Genomic DNA, 17087 nt, shown 5'->3' on the forward strand with positions numbered 1-17087 from the left:
ATCGGTCGCGTCCGCTACGGCGCCGTGGCACGGAGGGCCTGTAGCTCAACGGTTAGAGCTGGCCGCTCATAACGGCTAGGTTGCGGGTTCGAGTCCTGCCGGGCCCACCGTGCTTCTCCGTTTCAGGCGGCCCATGACCGACGCATCGCCCCCAAATGTCATCGGCCTCGATTTCGGCACCACGAACACGGTCGCCGCGCGGGCGACGGGCGACACGGATGTCGCGCTCGTGCCGCTGATGTCGCCCGACGGGCAGGACCCGGTGTTCCGCTCCGCCTTGTGCTTCTGGGAGGAGGCGCAGGGCGTCGCGTCTGCGGCGGGGCCGTGGGCGGTGGAGGAGTATCTGGCCTTCCCGCAGGGGTGCCGCTTCATCCAGTCGTTCAAGTCGGTCGCGGCGACGGCGTCGTTCAACCATGCCACGATCTTCGGCCGACGCTGGTCGTTCGAGGAGCTTGGCGCGCGGTTCCTGCGCCATCTGCGCACCGCCGCGCAGGGCGCGTTCGATCCCGCCCCCGCGCGGTTGATTGTCGGGCGGCCCGTCGAATATGCCGGCCATCGCCCGGATCCGGCGCTGGCCCGTGCCAGGTACGACGCGATGTTCGCCGGCGCGGCGACGTCGATCCATTATGTGTACGAACCGCTTGCCGCGGCCTACAGCTACGCCACCCGGCTTGCGGAACCCGCGACCGTCCTGGTGGCGGACTTCGGCGGCGGGACCAGCGATTTTTCGGTCGTGCGGATCGCCGCGCCGGGTGCCGCGCGGCGCTGCGTCCCGATCGGCCATGCGGGTGTCGGCATCGCGGGCGACCGGTTCGACCGCCGGATCATCGATCACCTGCTGCTGCCGCTGCTGGGCCTGGGCGGCACGTATCGGTCGTTCGACAAGGTGCTGGACATTCCGCGCGGCTATTTCGGCGACGTGGCGGATTGGTCGCGACTAGCGTTGATGCGCAATCCCAGGACGCTGGCGGAACTGGAGCGCCTTCGCCGCAGCGCAAGCGATCCGGATGCGATCGCGCGGATGATCGCGATCGTGGAGGAGGAGCAGGGCTATGCCCTGTACGACGCGGTAGGGAAACTGAAGCGCCAATTGTCGGTCGCGGACAAGGGCGTCTTCCGTTTCGAGGGCGGCGGGGTGGACATCGAGGTGGAGGTGGAACGTGCAGCGTTCGAGGCGTGGATCGCGCCCGACCTTGCGCGTATCGAGGCAGCGGTAGAGCGCGCGCTCGACACCGCGCAGATCGCGGCGGGTGCGATCGATCGTGTATTCCTGACCGGGGGCACGTCGCTGACGCCGAGTATCCGGCAATTGTTCGTCCGACGCTTCGGCGCAGAGGTCATCGCGACGGGGGAGGAACTGACCTCGATCGCACATGGCCTGGCGCTGGTCGGGCGCGAACCGGATCTGGCGCAATGGGAAGCGTGACCGGGGCGCGGCACGCGTCGGCGGCGGCGATCACTTCGGTCACCGACGCAGGGGCGTAGCCCGCGCGCGCAAGGGCGTCGAAGACGACGTCCCACCAGCGGTGGAAGCGCGCCAGGTCCGCCGCGTCGCGGACATAGGGGGTGTGCCCCGGTACCAGCGACGGCGAATGGAACGACAGGACCAGCAGGCGCAGGTCCGCCGTCGCCACCGCGTACGCCGCCTCCGCCGCGTCGACCCCCTCCGGCGTCAGTGGTACGCGCGACAGCAGCCCGCCACGCGCGAGAAGGCCGCGTCCCCACGGAATCCGTCCGGCCAGGGGATGCAGCCCCCGACCGAAGCGGCGCCAGCGGCCGGTATCGATCGTGCTGAGCGGCAGTTCCGTCAGGCGATCGTCGATCCGGAAGGCGTCCCCGGCGATCGCGCCATAGTCCGGGCCACCCGCGGGCCGATAATCATGCCGCGCGCGCATCGAGGTATCGACGCGGAAACCGCGCCCGGCCAACAGATCGAAGGTCGAAGGCCCCAGGCCATAGCGCCCCGCCCGGTACGCCCGCGGGCGGACGCCCATGCCATGCTCGATCGCCTGCACCAGCGCATCCAGCTTCGCCGCCTCCAGTTCCGGCGGCAGGTTTCCCGCGAACGACGCGGCCACCCCCGGGCGTTCGGCGTGCGGCGGATTGACCCATGGGTGCAATTGCGCCCCGATCTCCGTCCCCTGCCCCGCCAGTGCGGCGACGGTCGCGGCGGCGCGCGGGTCCGTGGCGACGGGATGATCGACCAGGTACAGGGGCGCCACCCCGGCAGCGGTCAAGCGGCCGTGCATCGCGGGAAGCGAGGCCACGGCGGTCACGCCGCGCGCCGAACGGGAGAAGGGCTGCCGCCAGTCGAACTCCTCCTCGACATCGACGGTGACCAGGAAACGACGCCCGAACGACGCCGGCCAGTCGATCCGCGCGGACGCGGGCATGGCGAAGCGCATGCGGTGAAGCGTGACCGGCGGTTCGGCGGTCACGGCTTGCTGGTGGAGGCCTGTCCCATGGCGACGGTGGAACCCGCGGGCAGCGTCAGTGTCAAGCGATCGCGCTCGAAACCCAGCCTGCCGCCCAGCTCGGTCGCCAGATGACGCGCCAGACGCAACGCGAACCCGACGCCGAGCAGGGGCGCGCCCTCGTCGCCGTCGAGGCGTTCGTCGTCCATCGCCATCAGTTCGGACGACATGCGGTCGCGCAGTGCGGCAGGGCGGGAGATCGACAGATGGATCGTGTCCCCCGTCCCCGCCGCGGCACGAACCGCCAGCGCTTCCCCCGCCGCCGCGGTCGACAGGACGCTGGCGAGCAGGCGCGACACCAGTCGCTCGACCGCGGGTGCGTCAGCCGCCCAGGAAAGGTCGTTGCCGCCCCCCACGTCGAACGACGCGCCGCGACGCGCGGAAAGCGGCGCGAGGTCGGCGGCGACGCGGTCCAGCAAGGGGGCGACCGCCACGCGTTCCTGCCGCAGGTCGAGCATCCCCCCCTCGATCCGCGCGGCGGTTTCCAGATCGTCGATCGCGTCCATCAAACTGTCGGTCCGGCGATGGATATCCGCCGCCCGTTCGCGGTAGACCGACGCGACCGGGCCGAGCAATTGCTGCTCGATCAGCTCCGAGAAACCCGAAATGGCGTTCGCGGGCGTGCGCAGTTCGTGCACCAGGCGACGCAGGCCGTCGATCTCGCGCGTCGGCGCGCGCGGGCGGCGACGCGCGGCGTCCTCCTCGACGAACGGTCGCCGCGCGCTGCCGCGATAGCCGGTGAAATGGCCGCGCGCATGATCGAACAGCGGCACGCCGGAGATGCGCCAGTCGCCCGACAACGGCGATTCGCCCGCGACGACGAGCCGCGCGTCGGCGAAGGATGCGCGCTTGCGGAACGCGCCCGCCGCCACGCCGTCGACCGACGGTGCGACCGACGCGGCGTGATCGAGCGACAGACCGACGACCGCGCCGCGCGGGGCGCTGTCGATCCAGCGGATGATGCCCGCGGCATCGGTTTCGAAGCGGAACGAGGCGACCCGCGTGTCCGCGACCGGCGCGGCGGCCGGTACGGCGCGATCGCGCTGGAAGGCGGCGATGCGATCGACCAGTTCGGCGATCTCGAACCGCGCGCCGCCGGTGTCGTCGTCGTTGGTTAACCGCGTCGCATCGATCCGCGGCATCACGGCCGCGGCCAGCACGCCGATCGCGGCGAAGTCGTCCACCGATGCGGGCACGTACAGCGGTGCGGCGGGGGCGTCGGCCGGGGCCGCGACCCGGGCGTCGGGCAGTGCGAAATCGGTGCTGCCGAACGCGTCGAGCGCCCGCAGGGCGGTCGGCGGCAGGTCGCCGCGACGCCGGAGGACGCTGCGGCCGTGCGGGCCGACGCGGGGAATGACCTGCTCCCATCCTTCCGGATCCAGCCTTACCGCACGCAGGACCGCGGCGGCGACGTCCGGACCGTCGTCGGCCAGGAACGCGACCAGCGCGGCGGGCGGGTCCGCCAACGCCATCCCGCGCGCGACCGCCGCGCGCGTCTCGGCCGGGACGCTCGTGCGCAGCGTCGCCAGCCGGTCGAACAAAGCGGCATCCGGATCGATGCGGTGGCGGGCGGCAAGATCGACCAGCTGCCGATAGGCGGCGCGCGCGCCGAAGGCGGTCGACGTGTCGGCGGCAAGCACGGTCTTCAGACTGTCGTCGAACCTTACGCGCACCGATCGTCACTCCAACGACGACCCGACGGGATCGCCTGGGAAGGGACATAGGGGCTGGCGTCCGAGAGCGATACCACGGCGAAATGGCACCTGTCGCAGCATGGCACAATTGCCAGCACGCGCAATTTTCCTGTAGCGACGGTTTGCGAAGCTATCGCGATCGTGCGCGTAGCCGGGAAAAGGCGTGATGACACTGGACCGGATCGACCGAGAGATCCTGGCCCTGCTTCAGCAGGACGGGCGAATGACGAATGTCGAGCTGGCTGAACGGGTCGGCCTGACGGCGCCGCCGTGCCTGCGGCGGGTACGCGCGCTGGAGCAGGCGGGCGTGATTCGCGGATATCATGCCGAATGCGACGCGGCGAAGCTGGGGTTTCCGATCACCGTCTTCGCGATGGTCAGCCTGAAGAGCCAGGCGGAACACGATCTGTCGGCGTTCGAGGAGCATGTGGGGTCCATCCCCGAGGTGCGCGAATGCTTCATGCTGAACGGGGAGATCGACTTCATCCTGAAAATCGTCGCCGCCGACCTGGAAAGCTTCCAGCGCATCCTGACGACGCACCTGACGCCCGCGCCCAACGTCGCGAGCGTCAAGTCGTCGCTGACGATCCGCACCGCCAAGACGCTGCCGGGCGTACCGATCCCCTGACGCGAACGCCCGGCCCCGGCAGGATGCCGGGACCGGGCGCGCGTGTCCGGCAACGCCCGCGATCAGCCGACCGGCGGGGCGTCCAGGAAGGTGAGCCACAGCGCGGCGACGCCGTCGCGCGGCGGAGTCTTGACGGTCTCGAACGCCGCCTTCGCCCCGGCCTTGTCGCCCGAATTGGCGAGCGCGATCCCGATGCGCGTGTTCATCGCATCGGCGTCCACCCCGCCCTTCGCCAGCGCAACACGGTACAGCTCGACCGCCTTGGCCCAGTTCCCGCTGCCGAGGTACGCATCGCCGGTGCCGTTCGCGAGCTTCCCGTTCGCCGACGCCTTCGCCCGCGTTTCAAGCGAGGCGAGCGAGCCTTCGTTGCCGATCGACGTGTTCGCCGCGCTCAGCAGGCCGGTGGCGTTCGCGCTGCCCGCCGGCACCTTGCCCGCGGCCTTGCCCTCCGTCAGGACGGCCTTGGCCTCCCACGGGATACCCTGGTCCAGCGTATATTGGGCGTACAGCTCATAGTCGTACTGGTCCGCCAGCGCCTTTCCGGTGCGCAGAAGGCGATACAGGTCGACCGCCTGCTGCTTGTCCAGCTTCACCACCGCCTGCGGCTGGATGCCGTAGAAGACGACCATGTCGCGCCAGTTCTTCGCCGTCGGATAGGCGGTAAGGTAGCGACGGATCCACGACAGCGTTTCCGCGCCCATCTTCTTCTGGTTCGTGGACGAGATCGCGTAGCGATACAGCTGTTCGTCGGGCTTCTGTCCGGCGGCGACTTGGGCGTCCATCAGCTTCGCGAGATCGGCGGTGCCGCCCGCGGTGTCGCCCGACGCCAGCTTCAGCTTCACCAGCTGCAACGGCAGGTTGGGATCGTTGTAGCCCAGCTGCTGCGCCTGCTGGAAATAGGTCGTCGCGCCCGCGAAATCCTTCGCGTTGTTGGCCATGATGCCCAGCTGATAGGCGTATTTCGCCTTGTCCTCCTGCGGAGTGCGTTGCAGCGCCATCAGCGCGACCAGCGGACCCTTCAGCCCGGCGGTGTTGTTGCTGGCCTGCGACTTCGTCACCTCGACGTTCAGGCGGGTCGAGGCGGCGATATACTTCTCGTCGTCGGTCGCGGCGGACGCCTCCATCTGCGCGACCAGCGGCTCCGCGGTCGCGACGTCCTTGGCGGTGACGGCGGCCTGGGCCTTCGTCGCGAGCTCGCGGAAATCCTTCGACAGCTTGAACGTGGGAGCCTTCTGCTCCTTTTCCTTCTTCTGCGCCGCGGCGGCGGCGGGCATCAGCGCCAGCGGCGCGACGCCGGCCGTCAGGGCGGCGGCCAGGATGGCGTTGGAAATCCTCTTCATCGACACGTCTCTCCGAATGCGTGGGCGTCTGATCCGCCCGTGCCACCCCCTGTACGGGGCGTCCGGTGCGGGTTCAAGGAAGCGGGCGTATCCGTGCCCTCCCCGCGCTGAACCGCGTTTGAACGTGCGTTGTTCCGGACATGCGGGTTGTCGCACGGCCGCGCGACCGATAGCGGCAGGCGATGATCGCCCTCCTCTCCCCCGCCAAGACGCTGGACCTGACCACCCCGCCCCCCTTCCGCGCCACGACCCCGCGCTTCGCGGACGAGGCCGCGACGCTGGCGAAGGCGGCGTCGCACCTGACGCAGAAGAAGCTGGGCGAGCTGATGCACATCTCCCCCGCGCTGGCGAAGCTGAACGCGGACCGGTTCCGCGATTTCGACGCCGCCGACGCGCGCCCCGCGCTCTACACGTTCGCAGGCGATGTCTACACCGGGCTGGAGCCCGCGACGCTGGACGAGGCGGCGGTGCGGTTCGCGCAGGATCATCTGCGGCTGCTGTCGGGACTGTACGGCCTGCTCCGGCCGCTCGACGCGATGCGGCCGTACCGGCTGGAGATGGGCACGCGCTGGGCACCGCGGCGCAAGAAGCTGACCGACTGGTGGGGCGACCGGATCGCGAAGGCGCTGGTCGCGGACCTCGACGGATCGGACACGGTGCTGAACCTTGCCAGCAACGAATATTGGGCCGCGGTCGACGGGCGGCTGCCCGACCGGGTCCGCGTCGTCGCGGTCGATTTCCGCGAGGCCGACGGCCGCTTCGTCAGTTTTCACGCCAAGAAGGCGCGCGGCATCATGGCGCGATGGATGATCGAGCACCACGTCACCGACGTCGACGCGATGCGCGGGTTCGACAGCGCCGGATACGCCTTCGACGCCGATGCCAGCGAGGGGGACCGCTGGTCCTTCCGGCGCGCGGCATGACCGCGGTCGTCATCGGCGCGGGCGGCGGGATCGGGGCCGCGCTGGCGGATGCGCTGGCGGACGAGGGCGAGACCGTCCACCGCCTGACCCGCGCCGACGTGGAACTGACCGACGAGGCCAGCATCGCCGCCGCCGCGGCGCGGGTGGGATCGCCCGCGCTGGTGTTCGTCGCCACCGGCCTGCTGCACGAGGACGGGCACGGACCGGAAAAGTCGATCCGCGACCTCGATCCGGTCTGGCTGGCGCGCCAATATGCGGTCAACGCGATCGGTCCCGCGCTGGTCGCCAAGCATTTCCTGCCGACGATGCCCAGGGGACAGCGCAGCGTCCTCGCGGTCCTGTCGGCGCGGGTCGGCAGCATCACCGACAACCGCCTCGGCGGCTGGTACGGCTATCGCGCGGCGAAGGCGGCGCTGAACCAGCTGGTCCGCACGCTGGCGATCGAGGATCGCCGCCGCAACGAGCGCGGGATCGTCGTCGGCCTCCACCCCGGCACGGTCGACACCAGATTGTCGTCGCCGTTCCGGCAATCGGGCCGCGACCTGTTCCAGCCGGGGCGGGCGGCGGTCCAGCTGCTGGACGTGATCGACGCGTTGAAGCCCGCGGACAGCGGGAAATTGTTCGCGTGGGACGGCAGCGAGGTCGCCCCGTAGCCGCCGCGAAAGGTCACATAAGGTCGCATGGTCGCCCCCCCGTCGCGTGTCGCCGCCGATCCCCGCGATCGGGACGACGGCGGCCGTTCTACCCCGATGGAGCGATGTAGGACAGCGACGCGGCGTGCGCGCCCGTGTATCGCGTGTGCGTGACTTTGCGGTCGTGCCCGCCTACACCGGCACCGCAACGAATCCGTAACGCGAAAGAGCATCCTTGACCGACGAGACCGTCCTCGCCGACCCGTCCGACATCTCCCCCATCTCCATCGTGGACGAGATGAAGGCGAGCTACCTCGACTACGCCATGAGCGTGATCGTCGCACGCGCGCTGCCCGACGTGCGCGACGGGTTGAAGCCGGTGCATCGCCGCATCCTGTTCAGCGCCAGCGAAAGCGGGTTCGTCTACAACCGCCCATATCGCAAGTCGGCGCGCATCGTCGGCGACGTGATCGGTAAATATCACCCGCACGGCGATACCGCGATCTACGACGCGCTGGCGCGGATGACGCAGGACTGGTCGATGCGGCTGCCGCTGATCGACGGCCAGGGGAACTTCGGTTCCATGGACCCCGATCCCCCCGCCGCGATGCGGTACACCGAAGCGCGGCTGGCGAAGGCGTCGAACTTTCTGCTGGAGGACCTCGACAAGGATACGGTCGATTTCCAGCCGAACTACGACGGATCCGAAAGCGAGCCGCAGGTCCTGCCCGCGCGCTTCCCCAACCTGCTGGTCAACGGCGCGGGCGGCATCGCGGTCGGCATGGCGACCAACATCCCGCCGCATAACCTGGGCGAAGTGGTCGACGCGTGCCTCGCCTACCTGGACCGCAAGGTCGCGGGGGGCGAGGAGATCACGACCGAGGAATTGATGGAGATCGTGCCCGGTCCGGACTTCCCGACCGGCGCGATCATCCTGGGCCGTGCCGGTGCGCGATCGGCGTACGAGACCGGGCGCGGATCGATCATCGTGCGCAGCCGTCACACGATCGAGACCGGCAGGGGCGACCGCCAGTCGATCGTCCTGACCGAAATCCCGTACCAGCAGGGCAAGAACGCGCTGGTGGAGAAGATCGCGGAAACGGCGAAGGACAAGAGGATCGAGGGCATCGCGGACGTCCGCGACGAATCGAACCGGCAGGGCGTGCGCGTCGTCATCGAGCTGAAGCGCGACGCGACCCCCGACGTCGTGCTGAACCAATTGTGGCGGCACACGCCCGCGCAGGGATCGTTTCCCGCCAACATGCTGGCGATCCGCGGCGGCCGGCCGGAAACGCTGAACCTGCGCGACATCATCGCGGCGTTCGTGACGTTCCGCGAACAGGTCATCACCCGGCGCAGCAAGTTCGAGTTGAACAAGGCCCGCGAGCGCGCCCATATCCTGCTGGGCCTGGTCATCGCGGTCACCAACCTGGACGAGGTGGTGAAGATCATCCGCGGGTCGTCCAGCCCGGCGGAGGCGCGGGGCAAGTTGCTGGCGCGCGAATGGCCGATCGCGGAGATCGCGTCGTATCTGCGGCTGGTCGAGGCGCTGGACGTGGACGTGGAGGGCGACAGCTATCGCCTGACCGAAATCCAGGTCCGCGCGATCCTGGACCTGCGGCTGCATCGCCTGACCGCGCTGGGCCGCGACGAGATCGGCGGCGAGCTGAAGAATCTGGCCGATTCGATCGCGGAGCTGCTGGCGATCCTGTCCGACCGGGTGAAGCTGTACGCCGTGATGCGGCAGGAGTTCACCGACGTGCGCGCGCAGTTCGCGACGCCGCGCCGGACCGAGATCGCCGCCGCCGCCGACGGGATCGACGACGAGGACCTGATCGAGCGCGAGGACATGGTCGTGACCGTGACCATGGAAGGCTATATCAAGCGCACCCCGCTCGACACGTTCCGCGCGCAGAAGCGCGGCGGCAAGGGCCGGTCGGGCATGTCGACGAAGGACGAGGATGCGATCACCAGCCTGTTCGTCACCTCCACCCACACGCCGGTCCTGTTCTTCTCCACCGCGGGCAAGGTCTATCGCCTGAAGGTGTGGCGCCTGCCCGAGGGCGGCCCCGCGACGCGCGGGCGGCCGATGATAAACCTGCTGCCGCTGGCGGCGGGGGAGACGATCTCCACCGTCCTGCCGCTGCCCGAGGACGAGGCGAAGTGGGCGGACCTGCACGTCATGTTCGCCACCGCCCGGGGTTCGGTCCGCCGCAACAGCATGGATGCGTTCGCGAACATCCGCCAGTCGGGCAAGATCGCGATGCGGTTCGAGGAGGAATCCGACGATCGCCTGATCGGCGTGTCGTTGCTGACCGAGGCGGACGACGTCCTGCTGGCGACGCGCGCGGGCCGCGCGATCCGCTTCGCCGCCACGGACGTCCGCGAATTCCAGAGCCGCGATTCGACCGGCGTGCGCGGCGCGCGACTGGCCGACGGGGACGAGATCATCTCGCTGTCGGTCCTGCGCGCGTTCGACGCCAGCCCGGCAGAGCGTGAGGCGTATCTGAAGGCTGCACCGTGGAAGGAGGGCGAGCGCGAGATGACGCTGTCGTCCGAACGGATGGCGGAATTCGAGGCGGCGGAGGAATTCATCCTGACCGTCACCGCCAACGGATACGGCAAGCGCACCTCCGCCTACGAATATCGTCGCACCAATCGCGGCGGGCAGGGGATCACGAACATCGTGACGTCGGACCGCAACGGACCGGTCGTCGCCAGTTTCCCCGCGCACAACGGCGAGCAATTGATGCTGGTCACCGACCAGGCGAAGCTGATCCGCACCACGGTGGGCAGCATCCGCGTGGCGGGGCGCAACACGCAGGGCATCACGATCTTCCGCGTCGCGGACGACGAGCATGTCGTGTCCGCGGCGAAGATCGACGAGGAGGAGGCGCCGGAGAACGACGCGGAGGCGCTGATCGCCGACGAGACCGCGGACGCGCCCGCGACCGACGCGGAACCGGGCCTGACCGTCGACGACGGCACCGGCCCGGACACGACCGACGAGAGCCGGGACGACGAGGCGTGAGCGACCGGCCGCAGACCGCGTACAAGGTCCTGACCGCCGAGCAGCTGTCGACGCTGGAGCGGGACGGGCGCTTCGGGGGCGCGCCGGTCGACCTTGCCGACGGATATATCCATCTGTCGACCGCGGCCCAGCTGACCGACACGGTGGCGCGCCATTTCGCGGGGCAGGACGACCTGCACGTCGCGGCGGTGGACCTGTCCGCCTATGCCGCGGACACGGTGCGGTGGGAGGAGGCGCGCGGCGGGCAGTCCTTTCCGCACCTGTACGACGTGCTGCTGCTGGACACGGTCGTCGCCTACGGGCCGCTGGAACGCGACGGCGACGGCGCGGTGAAGCTGCCGGTCGCAGGCTGAGGCGATGCGCCGGGGAGTGATGGCGGCGGCACTGCTGCTGCTGGTCGCATGCGGGGGCGACGGGACGGAGGCGCCGGTCGCGCCGGCCCCCGCCCCCAGCCCGACGCCCGCCCCGACGCCCGCGCCCGGCCCGTCGCCCCTCCCCTCGCCCACCGCATCCCCGGTGGCGCGGTGGACGCCGCGCCCGGACGATGGCTGGCACTGGCAGCTTAGCGGGACGGTCAACACGGGCTATGCGGTCGCGGTATACGACATCGACCTGTTCGACACGCCGCCCGCGACGATCGCGGCGCTGCACGGCGCGGGACGACGGGTGGTGTGCTATTTCTCCGCGGGCAGCGCGGAAAACTGGCGCAGCGACTATCCGCGCTTCGCCGCCGCGGACCTGGGCAACGCAGTCGACGGATGGGCGGGGGAGCGCTGGGTGGACGTCCGCTCCGCCACCGTGCGCGCGATCATGGCCGCGCGGCTGGACCTGGCGGTCGCGAAGGGATGCGACGCGGTGGAGCCCGACAACGTCGACGCGTTCGAGCCCGACAATCGCGCCGGGCTGCCGCTGACCGCGGCGCACCAGATCGACTACAACCGCTTCCTCGCCGCGGAGGCGCATCGCCGCGGCTTGGCGATCGCGCTGAAAAACGACCTGGCGCAGGTCGCGACGCTGGCGCCCGATTTCGATTTCGCGGTGAACGAACAGTGCCACGAATACGACGAGTGCAGCGACCTTTCCCCCTTCGGCGCCGCGGGCAAGGCGGTGTTCAACGCGGAATATGCCGACCGCTACCGCACCAATGCGGGCGGCGCGCGCGACCGGCTGTGCGCCGCGGCGGCGGCCGGGCGGCTGCGGACGCTGGTGCTGCCGGTCGCGCTGGACGACGGGTTCCGTTTCGCCTGCTGACGCGGCGCCGTCGCGCGCGGCTTCGCCGCTGCACAGGAAAGCTTGGCTGGCGCGCGGGCCGGATCGCCCCCATCTTCAGCGCCATGACCCAATATTCGCTCCTCGATCTCGTCCCCGTCGTCGAAGGCGGGACCGTCGCCGCCGCGCTGGCCAATGCGGCCGACCTCGCACGTCATGCCGAACGGCTGGGCTTCCACCGCTACTGGGTGGCCGAGCATCACGGGATGCGCGGCATCGCGTCCGCCGCCACCGCGGTCGTCATCGCGCATGTCGCGCAGGCGACCGACACGATCCGGGTCGGATCGGGCGGCGTGATGCTGCCCAATTCGGCGCCGTTGCAGATCGCGGAGCAGTTCGGCACGCTCGACGCGCTGTTCCCCGGGCGCATCGACCTCGGCCTCGGCCGCGCGCCGGGCAGCGACCAGCGCGTCGCGCACGCGCTGCGCCGGACGCTGGCCAGCGATCCGAACCAGTTCCCGAACGACGTGGTCGAACTGCAAAGCTATTTCGCGGACGACGGGCGGACGGGGATCGTCGCGACGCCCGGCGCCGGCGCACGGCCGGAGATGTGGATCCTGGGATCCAGTACCTATGGCGCGCAGCTGGCCGCGATCCTCGGCCTCCCCTACGCGTTCGCCTCGCATTTCGCGCCGGACGCGCTGGACGAGGCGCTGGCGATCTATCGCCGCGACTTCAAACCGTCGGCCACCCTGTCGCAGCCCTATGCCGCGGCGGGCTTCAACGTGTTCGCAGCCGATACGCGGGCGGAGGCGGAATTGCTGGCGTCGTCGCAGCAGCAGGCGTTCGTCTCGCTGCGCACCGGCAACCCGCGCCAGTTGCCGCCCCCGGTCGAGGGGTATCGCGAATCGCTGCCGCCCGCGCACGCCGCGGTGCTGGACCAGGTGCTGTCGTGCAGCGCCACGGGCACGCGCGACGACGTGGCGGACGGCATCGCCGCCTTCCTGCGCCGGACGGGCGTGGACGAACTGATCCTGACCAGCAGCATCTACGACCACGACAGGCGCAAGCGGTCGCTGACGATCGCGGCCGACGCGATGCGCGAGGTGGCGGTCGCGGCGTAGGACGCCTCCCCACACACCTCCGTTCGCCCTGAGCGACGTCGAAGGGCACGCGCAGCGCATATCCTTCGACTTCGCTCAGCACGAACGGGGGGCGGCACAAATGGAGGGAAGCGTAGCCCGTTGCGCTCCCGCCCCCTCCCCGCTACGCGCCCCTGATGGCGCACGTCGGCATCATCATGGGCTCCACGTCCGACTGGGAAACGATGCGCCACGCCGCCGACACGCTCGCGGCGCTGGACATCGCGCACGAGACGACGGTGGTATCCGCGCACCGGACGCCGCAGCGGCTGTACGATTATGCGGGCTCCGCCGCCGACCGCGGGCTGAAGGTCGTGATCGCGGGCGCGGGGGGCGCGGCGCACCTGCCGGGCATGACGGCGTCGATGACGCACCTGCCCGTGCTGGGCGTGCCGGTCGAAAGCCATGCGCTGAAGGGCATGGACAGCCTGTTGTCGATCGTCCAGATGCCCGGCGGCATCCCCGTCGGCACGCTGGCGATCGGGAAGGCGGGTGCGATCAACGCCGCCCTGCTCGCCGCCGCGATCCTGGCCTTGTCGGACGACGCGTTGTCGCAGCGATTGCAGGCGTGGCGCCGGGCGCAGACCGAAGGCGTCGCGACCGACCCGCGATGAAGACCCTCCCCCCCGGCTCCACCATCGGCATCCTCGGCGGCGGGCAGCTGGGGCGGATGATCGCGTCGGCGGCGGCGCAGCTGGGCTATCGCACCCATGTGCTGGCGCCGGATCGCGAGAGCGTGGCATCGCAGACCGCGTCCTCGCTGACGCGCGCGGACTATCACAACAAGGTCGTGCTCGCCGATTTCGCCGCGCAATGCGACGTGGTGACGTACGAGTTCGAGAATATCGACGTCGGCCCCGTCGCATGGCTGGCGGATCGCGTGGCCGTGCATCCCTCGCCCGAAAGCCTGCGCGTCGCGCAGGACCGCGTGACGGAGAAGCGCTTCGTCGAGGGTGTCGGCGGCCGCCCGGCGCGCTGGGCCGCGGTCGCGACGCGCAGCGACCTGGACGCGGCGCTGGCCGCGATCGGCACCCCGGCGGTGCTGAAGACCACGCGCTTCGGCTACGACGGGAAGGGGCAGACGCGGATCGCGTCCGTCGACGAGGCGGATGCGGCGTGGGACGCGATCGGCGGGCCTGCGGTACTGGAGGCGTTCGTCACGTTCACGCACGAATTCTCGATCGTGCTGGTGCGCGCGGCGGACGGGACGATGACCAGTTATCCGCCGCCGTGGAACGAGCATCGCGACGGCATCCTGCACCGGTCCACCCTGCCCGCCCCCGCCGCGGTCGCGGCGCAATGGACCGAGGCGGCGGCGCTGACGGGCCGGATCGCGGAGGCGCTGGGGCATGTCGGCGTCCTGACGTGCGAATATTTCGCGGGCGCCGACGGACCGGTCTTCAACGAAATGGCACCGCGCGTCCACAATTCGGGACATTGGACCGCCGAGGGCGCGGTGACGTCGCAGTTCGAGAACCACGTGCGCGCGATCTGCGGCCTGCCGCTGGGCGACACCGCCGTCGTGGCGGACCGGGTCGAGATGGAGAACCTGATCGGGGACGAATGGCAGCGCTGGCCCGAACTGGTCGCCGCGCCCGATACGCACCTGCACCTGTATGGCAAGCGCGAGGCGCGGCCGGGGCGCAAGATGGGCCATGTCACGCGGCTGACCCGCCGCTGACGTCGCGCCGCCCCGGACCGGGTCCGGGACGGCGCGCGCCGGTCGCTACTTCGCCTCGCCGTCGATCGCGGAGCCCGCCTTGTCGGCGGTCCGCTCGACGCTCTTGGCCGCGGACGTGATCGCGTTGTTCTTCGACACTTCGCTGTCGTTGCGGACCAGCAGGAAGTACGCGGCAACGAGGACCGCAATCAGCACCGCCAACCCCACCAGCAATCCGCCACCGCTGCCGCGGCGCTCGATCACTGTCGTATGCGGGGTCTGCGTCACCCGATCGTCGGCCATGCCATCCTCCTCTTTCGTCTGTTAGACGGACGGGACAGCGCCCGGGCCGGAAGTTTGTTCCCGGCCCGTTACGACTGTCTCAAAACGGGAGCTTGAAGCCCGGAGGAAGCGGCAACCCACTGGTCATCTTCGCCATTTCGGCGGACGAGGCCGCATCCGCCTTCGCCCGCGCATCGTTGAACGCGGCGACGACGAGGTCCTCCAGCATCTGCTTCTCGGACGGCTGCAACAGCGATTCGTCGATCGCCAGCGAGATCACCCGGCCCTTGGCGGAGGTCTTCACCTTCACCAGCCCGCCGCCCGACGCGCCCTCGACCTCGATCGTGTCGAGCCCTTCCTGCGCCTTGCTCAATTCCTGCTGGACGTTCTGCGCCATGGCCAGGATGTCGTTCAAATCCTTCACGTGAAACTCCGTTTGGCTGCGGGGGGATCGATCAGTTCCGCCTCGGGAAAGGCATCGAACGCGGCGGCGACGACGGGGTGTCCGCGCGCGTCGTCGTGGCGTGCCTGGAGGACGGCGAGTTCGCGCTCCCCGATCGTCGGCGCACCGTCCGCATCCGACAGCGACAATTGCCATGTCCGGCCGGTGGCGGTGCGCAGGGCGGCGGCGAGTTCGGCGAGCGTGTCGGCGGACAGGGGTCGACTGCCGCTGAACACGATCTCGCCGGGAGCATAGGACACGACGCGCGCGCCATGCTTCAACCGCACGCCCAGCGCATGATGCCCGGCCCCCTCCACCAGCGCGATGACGCCGGCGAAATCGGCCGGGCTGCGATCCGCCGGCGCGGCCGGGGGCGGGGGCGCGGCGGCGGCGGGAGGCGCGACACCGGTGGCGAGCCGGCGCGCGAGGTCGCCGGGATCCGGAAGCGACGACGCGTGGATCGCGCGCAGCACCGCCATCTCCGCCGTCTCGACCGGCAAGGCGGCGCGCCCGACCTCCTCATGCCCCTTCAGCAGCAATTGCCACAGGCGGTGGAGCAGCGGGAAGGACAGCTTCCCCGCCCAGTCGCGGTACGCGGCGCGTTCCTCCGCGGGCAGCGAGGCGTCGTCCTGCGCCCCCACCTTCACCTGCGTCACGCCGTGCACCGCCTCCAGCAGCGCGCGCATGACGCCCGCGGGATCGACGCCGAGGTCGTATTGCCGCCGGATCGCGGTCAGCGCGCCCGGCGCGTCGCCCGACAGGATCAGCGCCAGCAGGTCGCGCACCGCGCCGCGATCCGACAGGCCCAGCATGTCGCGCACCGCATCCGCCGTGACGCCGCCGCCCGCCATGTCGGCATGCGCGATCGCCTGGTCCAGGATCGACAGGCCGTCGCGCGCCGATCCTTCCGCCGCGCGCGCGATCAAGGCCAGCGCCTCCGGCTCCGCCGTCACGTCCTCCGCCTCCGCCACCATGCGGAAATGCTCCGCCAGCGTGTCGGCGGGGATGCGGCGCAGGTCGAAGCGCTGGCAGCGCGACAGGACGGTGACGGGGACCTTGTTCACCTCGGTCGTGGCGAACAGGAACTTCACGTGCGGCGGCGGTTCCTCCAGCGTCTTCAGCAACGCGTTGAACGCGTTCTTCGACAGCATGTGGACCTCGTCCACGATGTAGATCTTGAACCGCGCCGACACCGCGGCGTAGCGCGAGGCATCGATGATCTCGCGCACGTCGTCGACGCCGGTGTGGCTGGCGGCGTCCATCTCGATCACGTCGATGTGGCGCCCCTCCGCGATCGCGCGGCACGGCTCGCACACGCCGCACGGGTCGATCGTCGGCCCGCCCTGCCCGTCCGGGCCGATGCAGTTCAGCGCCTTCGCGATCAGCCGCGCGGTGCTGGTCTTCCCCACGCCGCGCACGCCGGTCAGCAGGAAGGCGTGCGCGATCCGGTCGCGACGGATCGCGTTTTCCAGCGTGCGGACCATCGCGCCCTGACCGATCAGTTCGCCGAACGTCTGCGGCCGGTATTTGCGCGCGAGCACGCGATAGGGCTGCGCGGCGGCGGCGGGCTGGGGCGGTTCGCCAAGGTCGAGGAAGTCGGCCATCGCCCCCCCATAAGCGCTCGGGCCGG

Annotated in this window: 16 protein-coding genes and 1 tRNA gene; 11 read left to right on the forward strand and 6 right to left on the reverse strand. The window is 70.3% G+C overall.

The features are described 5' to 3' along the window. Positions 1-34: 34 nt before the first annotated feature. Together ASG29_RS13265 and ASG29_RS13270 are read left to right on the forward strand one after the other, a co-directional pair. Positions 35-107: transfer RNA gene (locus tag ASG29_RS13265), tRNA-Ile, on the forward strand. A gap of 26 nt (positions 108-133) precedes the next feature. Further along, complete coding sequence (locus ASG29_RS13270) at positions 134-1426, forward strand: Hsp70 family protein (RefSeq protein ID WP_055984732.1); 1293 nt, start codon at positions 134-136, stop codon at positions 1424-1426. Here the strand turns inward: ASG29_RS13270 and ASG29_RS13275 are convergent. After that, entirely contained in the window at positions 1338-2438 is a 1101-nt protein-coding gene (locus tag ASG29_RS13275) for a WalW protein (RefSeq protein ID WP_235532910.1), read from the reverse strand. The genes ASG29_RS13270 and ASG29_RS13275 overlap by 89 nt on opposite strands. Beyond that, a complete protein-coding gene (locus ASG29_RS13280; protein ID WP_055984734.1) occupies positions 2435-4147 on the reverse strand; it encodes a sensor histidine kinase in 1713 nt (570 codons plus the stop codon). The genes ASG29_RS13275 and ASG29_RS13280 overlap by 4 nt, the downstream gene beginning before the upstream one ends. A 187-nt stretch (positions 4148-4334) precedes the next feature. Between ASG29_RS13280 and ASG29_RS13285 the strand changes: the two genes are divergently transcribed. Then, positions 4335-4796 (forward strand): Lrp/AsnC family transcriptional regulator, encoded by a 462-nt coding sequence (locus tag ASG29_RS13285; RefSeq protein WP_055984737.1) that lies wholly within the window; start codon positions 4335-4337, stop codon positions 4794-4796. 62 nt (positions 4797-4858) lie between these two features. On the opposite strand, the gene ASG29_RS13290 is transcribed toward ASG29_RS13285, so the two are convergent. Then, on the reverse strand, positions 4859-6136 hold the full coding sequence (locus tag ASG29_RS13290; protein WP_055984740.1) for a hypothetical protein: 1278 nt from the start codon (positions 6134-6136) through the stop codon (positions 4859-4861). Positions 6137-6318: 182 nt separating this feature from the next. On the opposite strand from ASG29_RS13290, the gene yaaA reads away from it, so the two are divergent. The 8 genes from yaaA to ASG29_RS13330 all read left to right on the forward strand — a co-directional run bounded on the left by yaaA (position 6319) and on the right by ASG29_RS13330 (position 14754). Continuing rightward, positions 6319-7059, forward strand: coding sequence for a peroxide stress protein YaaA (yaaA, locus tag ASG29_RS13295; protein WP_055984743.1), 741 nt, complete (start codon positions 6319-6321; stop codon positions 7057-7059). Next, entirely contained in the window at positions 7056-7712 is a 657-nt protein-coding gene (locus ASG29_RS13300) for an SDR family NAD(P)-dependent oxidoreductase (RefSeq protein ID WP_055984746.1), read from the forward strand. Before yaaA ends, ASG29_RS13300 begins: the two co-directional genes overlap by 4 nt. Before the next feature lie 214 nt (positions 7713-7926). Continuing rightward, complete coding sequence (gene gyrA, locus ASG29_RS13305; RefSeq protein WP_055984747.1) at positions 7927-10722, forward strand: DNA gyrase subunit A; 2796 nt, start codon at positions 7927-7929, stop codon at positions 10720-10722. After that, positions 10719-11075, forward strand: coding sequence for a DUF952 domain-containing protein (locus ASG29_RS13310; RefSeq protein ID WP_055984750.1), 357 nt, complete (start codon positions 10719-10721; stop codon positions 11073-11075). The genes gyrA and ASG29_RS13310 overlap by 4 nt, the downstream gene beginning before the upstream one ends. A 19-nt stretch (positions 11076-11094) precedes the next feature. Continuing rightward, on the forward strand, positions 11095-11973 hold the full coding sequence (locus tag ASG29_RS13315; protein ID WP_235532911.1) for an endo alpha-1,4 polygalactosaminidase: 879 nt from the start codon (positions 11095-11097) through the stop codon (positions 11971-11973). Positions 11974-12056: 83 nt separating this feature from the next. Next, positions 12057-13055, forward strand: a complete 999-nt coding sequence (locus tag ASG29_RS13320; RefSeq protein WP_055984757.1) for an LLM class flavin-dependent oxidoreductase — start codon at positions 12057-12059, stop codon at positions 13053-13055. Positions 13056-13210: 155 nt separating this feature from the next. Further along, a complete protein-coding gene (gene purE, locus ASG29_RS13325; protein ID WP_235532912.1) occupies positions 13211-13687 on the forward strand; it encodes a 5-(carboxyamino)imidazole ribonucleotide mutase in 477 nt (158 codons plus the stop codon). After that, positions 13684-14754: a 5-(carboxyamino)imidazole ribonucleotide synthase gene (locus ASG29_RS13330; protein WP_055984764.1), complete on the forward strand. Its 1071-nt coding sequence runs from the start codon at positions 13684-13686 to the stop codon at positions 14752-14754. The genes purE and ASG29_RS13330 overlap by 4 nt, the downstream gene beginning before the upstream one ends. Positions 14755-14799: 45 nt before the next feature. Here ASG29_RS13330 and ASG29_RS13335 read toward each other — a convergent pair whose 3' ends face one another. The 3 genes from ASG29_RS13335 to ASG29_RS13345 form a co-directional block, all read right to left on the reverse strand. After that, on the reverse strand, positions 14800-15036 hold the full coding sequence (locus ASG29_RS13335; RefSeq protein ID WP_055984767.1) for a hypothetical protein: 237 nt from the start codon (positions 15034-15036) through the stop codon (positions 14800-14802). Between the two features lie 79 nt (positions 15037-15115). Continuing rightward, the gene (locus ASG29_RS13340; protein ID WP_055984770.1) at positions 15116-15439 is read right to left on the reverse strand and encodes a YbaB/EbfC family nucleoid-associated protein; all 324 of its coding nucleotides are present in this window, start codon (positions 15437-15439) and stop codon (positions 15116-15118) included. Then, the gene (locus ASG29_RS13345) at positions 15436-17061 is read right to left on the reverse strand and encodes a DNA polymerase III subunit gamma/tau (protein WP_055984772.1); all 1626 of its coding nucleotides are present in this window, start codon (positions 17059-17061) and stop codon (positions 15436-15438) included. Before ASG29_RS13345 ends, ASG29_RS13340 begins: the two co-directional genes overlap by 4 nt. Positions 17062-17087: the final 26 nt, after the last annotated feature.

It is taken from the genome of Sphingomonas sp. Leaf412 (genome assembly GCF_001425405.1).
In the GTDB taxonomy this organism is placed as follows: domain Bacteria; phylum Pseudomonadota; class Alphaproteobacteria; order Sphingomonadales; family Sphingomonadaceae; genus Sphingomonas.

Bases quoted from the DNA above. Each gene is read 5' to 3' on its own strand.
- ASG29_RS13270 (WP_055984732.1), top strand. From the start codon at position 134: ATGACCGACGCATCGCCCCCAAATGTCATCGGCCTCGATTTCGGCACC.
- ASG29_RS13285 (WP_055984737.1), top strand. From the start codon at position 4,335: ATGACACTGGACCGGATCGACCGAGAGATCCTGGCCCTGCTTCAGCAG.
- ASG29_RS13290 (WP_055984740.1), bottom strand. From the start codon at position 6,136: ATGAAGAGGATTTCCAACGCCATCCTGGCCGCCGCCCTGACGGCCGGC.
- yaaA (WP_055984743.1), top strand. From the start codon at position 6,319: ATGATCGCCCTCCTCTCCCCCGCCAAGACGCTGGACCTGACCACCCCG.
- ASG29_RS13300 (WP_055984746.1), top strand. From the start codon at position 7,056: ATGACCGCGGTCGTCATCGGCGCGGGCGGCGGGATCGGGGCCGCGCTG.
- ASG29_RS13315 (WP_235532911.1), top strand. From the start codon at position 11,095: ATGGCGGCGGCACTGCTGCTGCTGGTCGCATGCGGGGGCGACGGGACG.
- ASG29_RS13320 (WP_055984757.1), top strand. From the start codon at position 12,057: ATGACCCAATATTCGCTCCTCGATCTCGTCCCCGTCGTCGAAGGCGGG.
- purE (WP_235532912.1), top strand. From the start codon at position 13,211: ATGGCGCACGTCGGCATCATCATGGGCTCCACGTCCGACTGGGAAACG.
- ASG29_RS13330 (WP_055984764.1), top strand. From the start codon at position 13,684: ATGAAGACCCTCCCCCCCGGCTCCACCATCGGCATCCTCGGCGGCGGG.
- ASG29_RS13335 (WP_055984767.1), bottom strand. From the start codon at position 15,036: ATGGCCGACGATCGGGTGACGCAGACCCCGCATACGACAGTGATCGAG.
- ASG29_RS13345 (WP_055984772.1), bottom strand. From the start codon at position 17,061: ATGGCCGACTTCCTCGACCTTGGCGAACCGCCCCAGCCCGCCGCCGCC.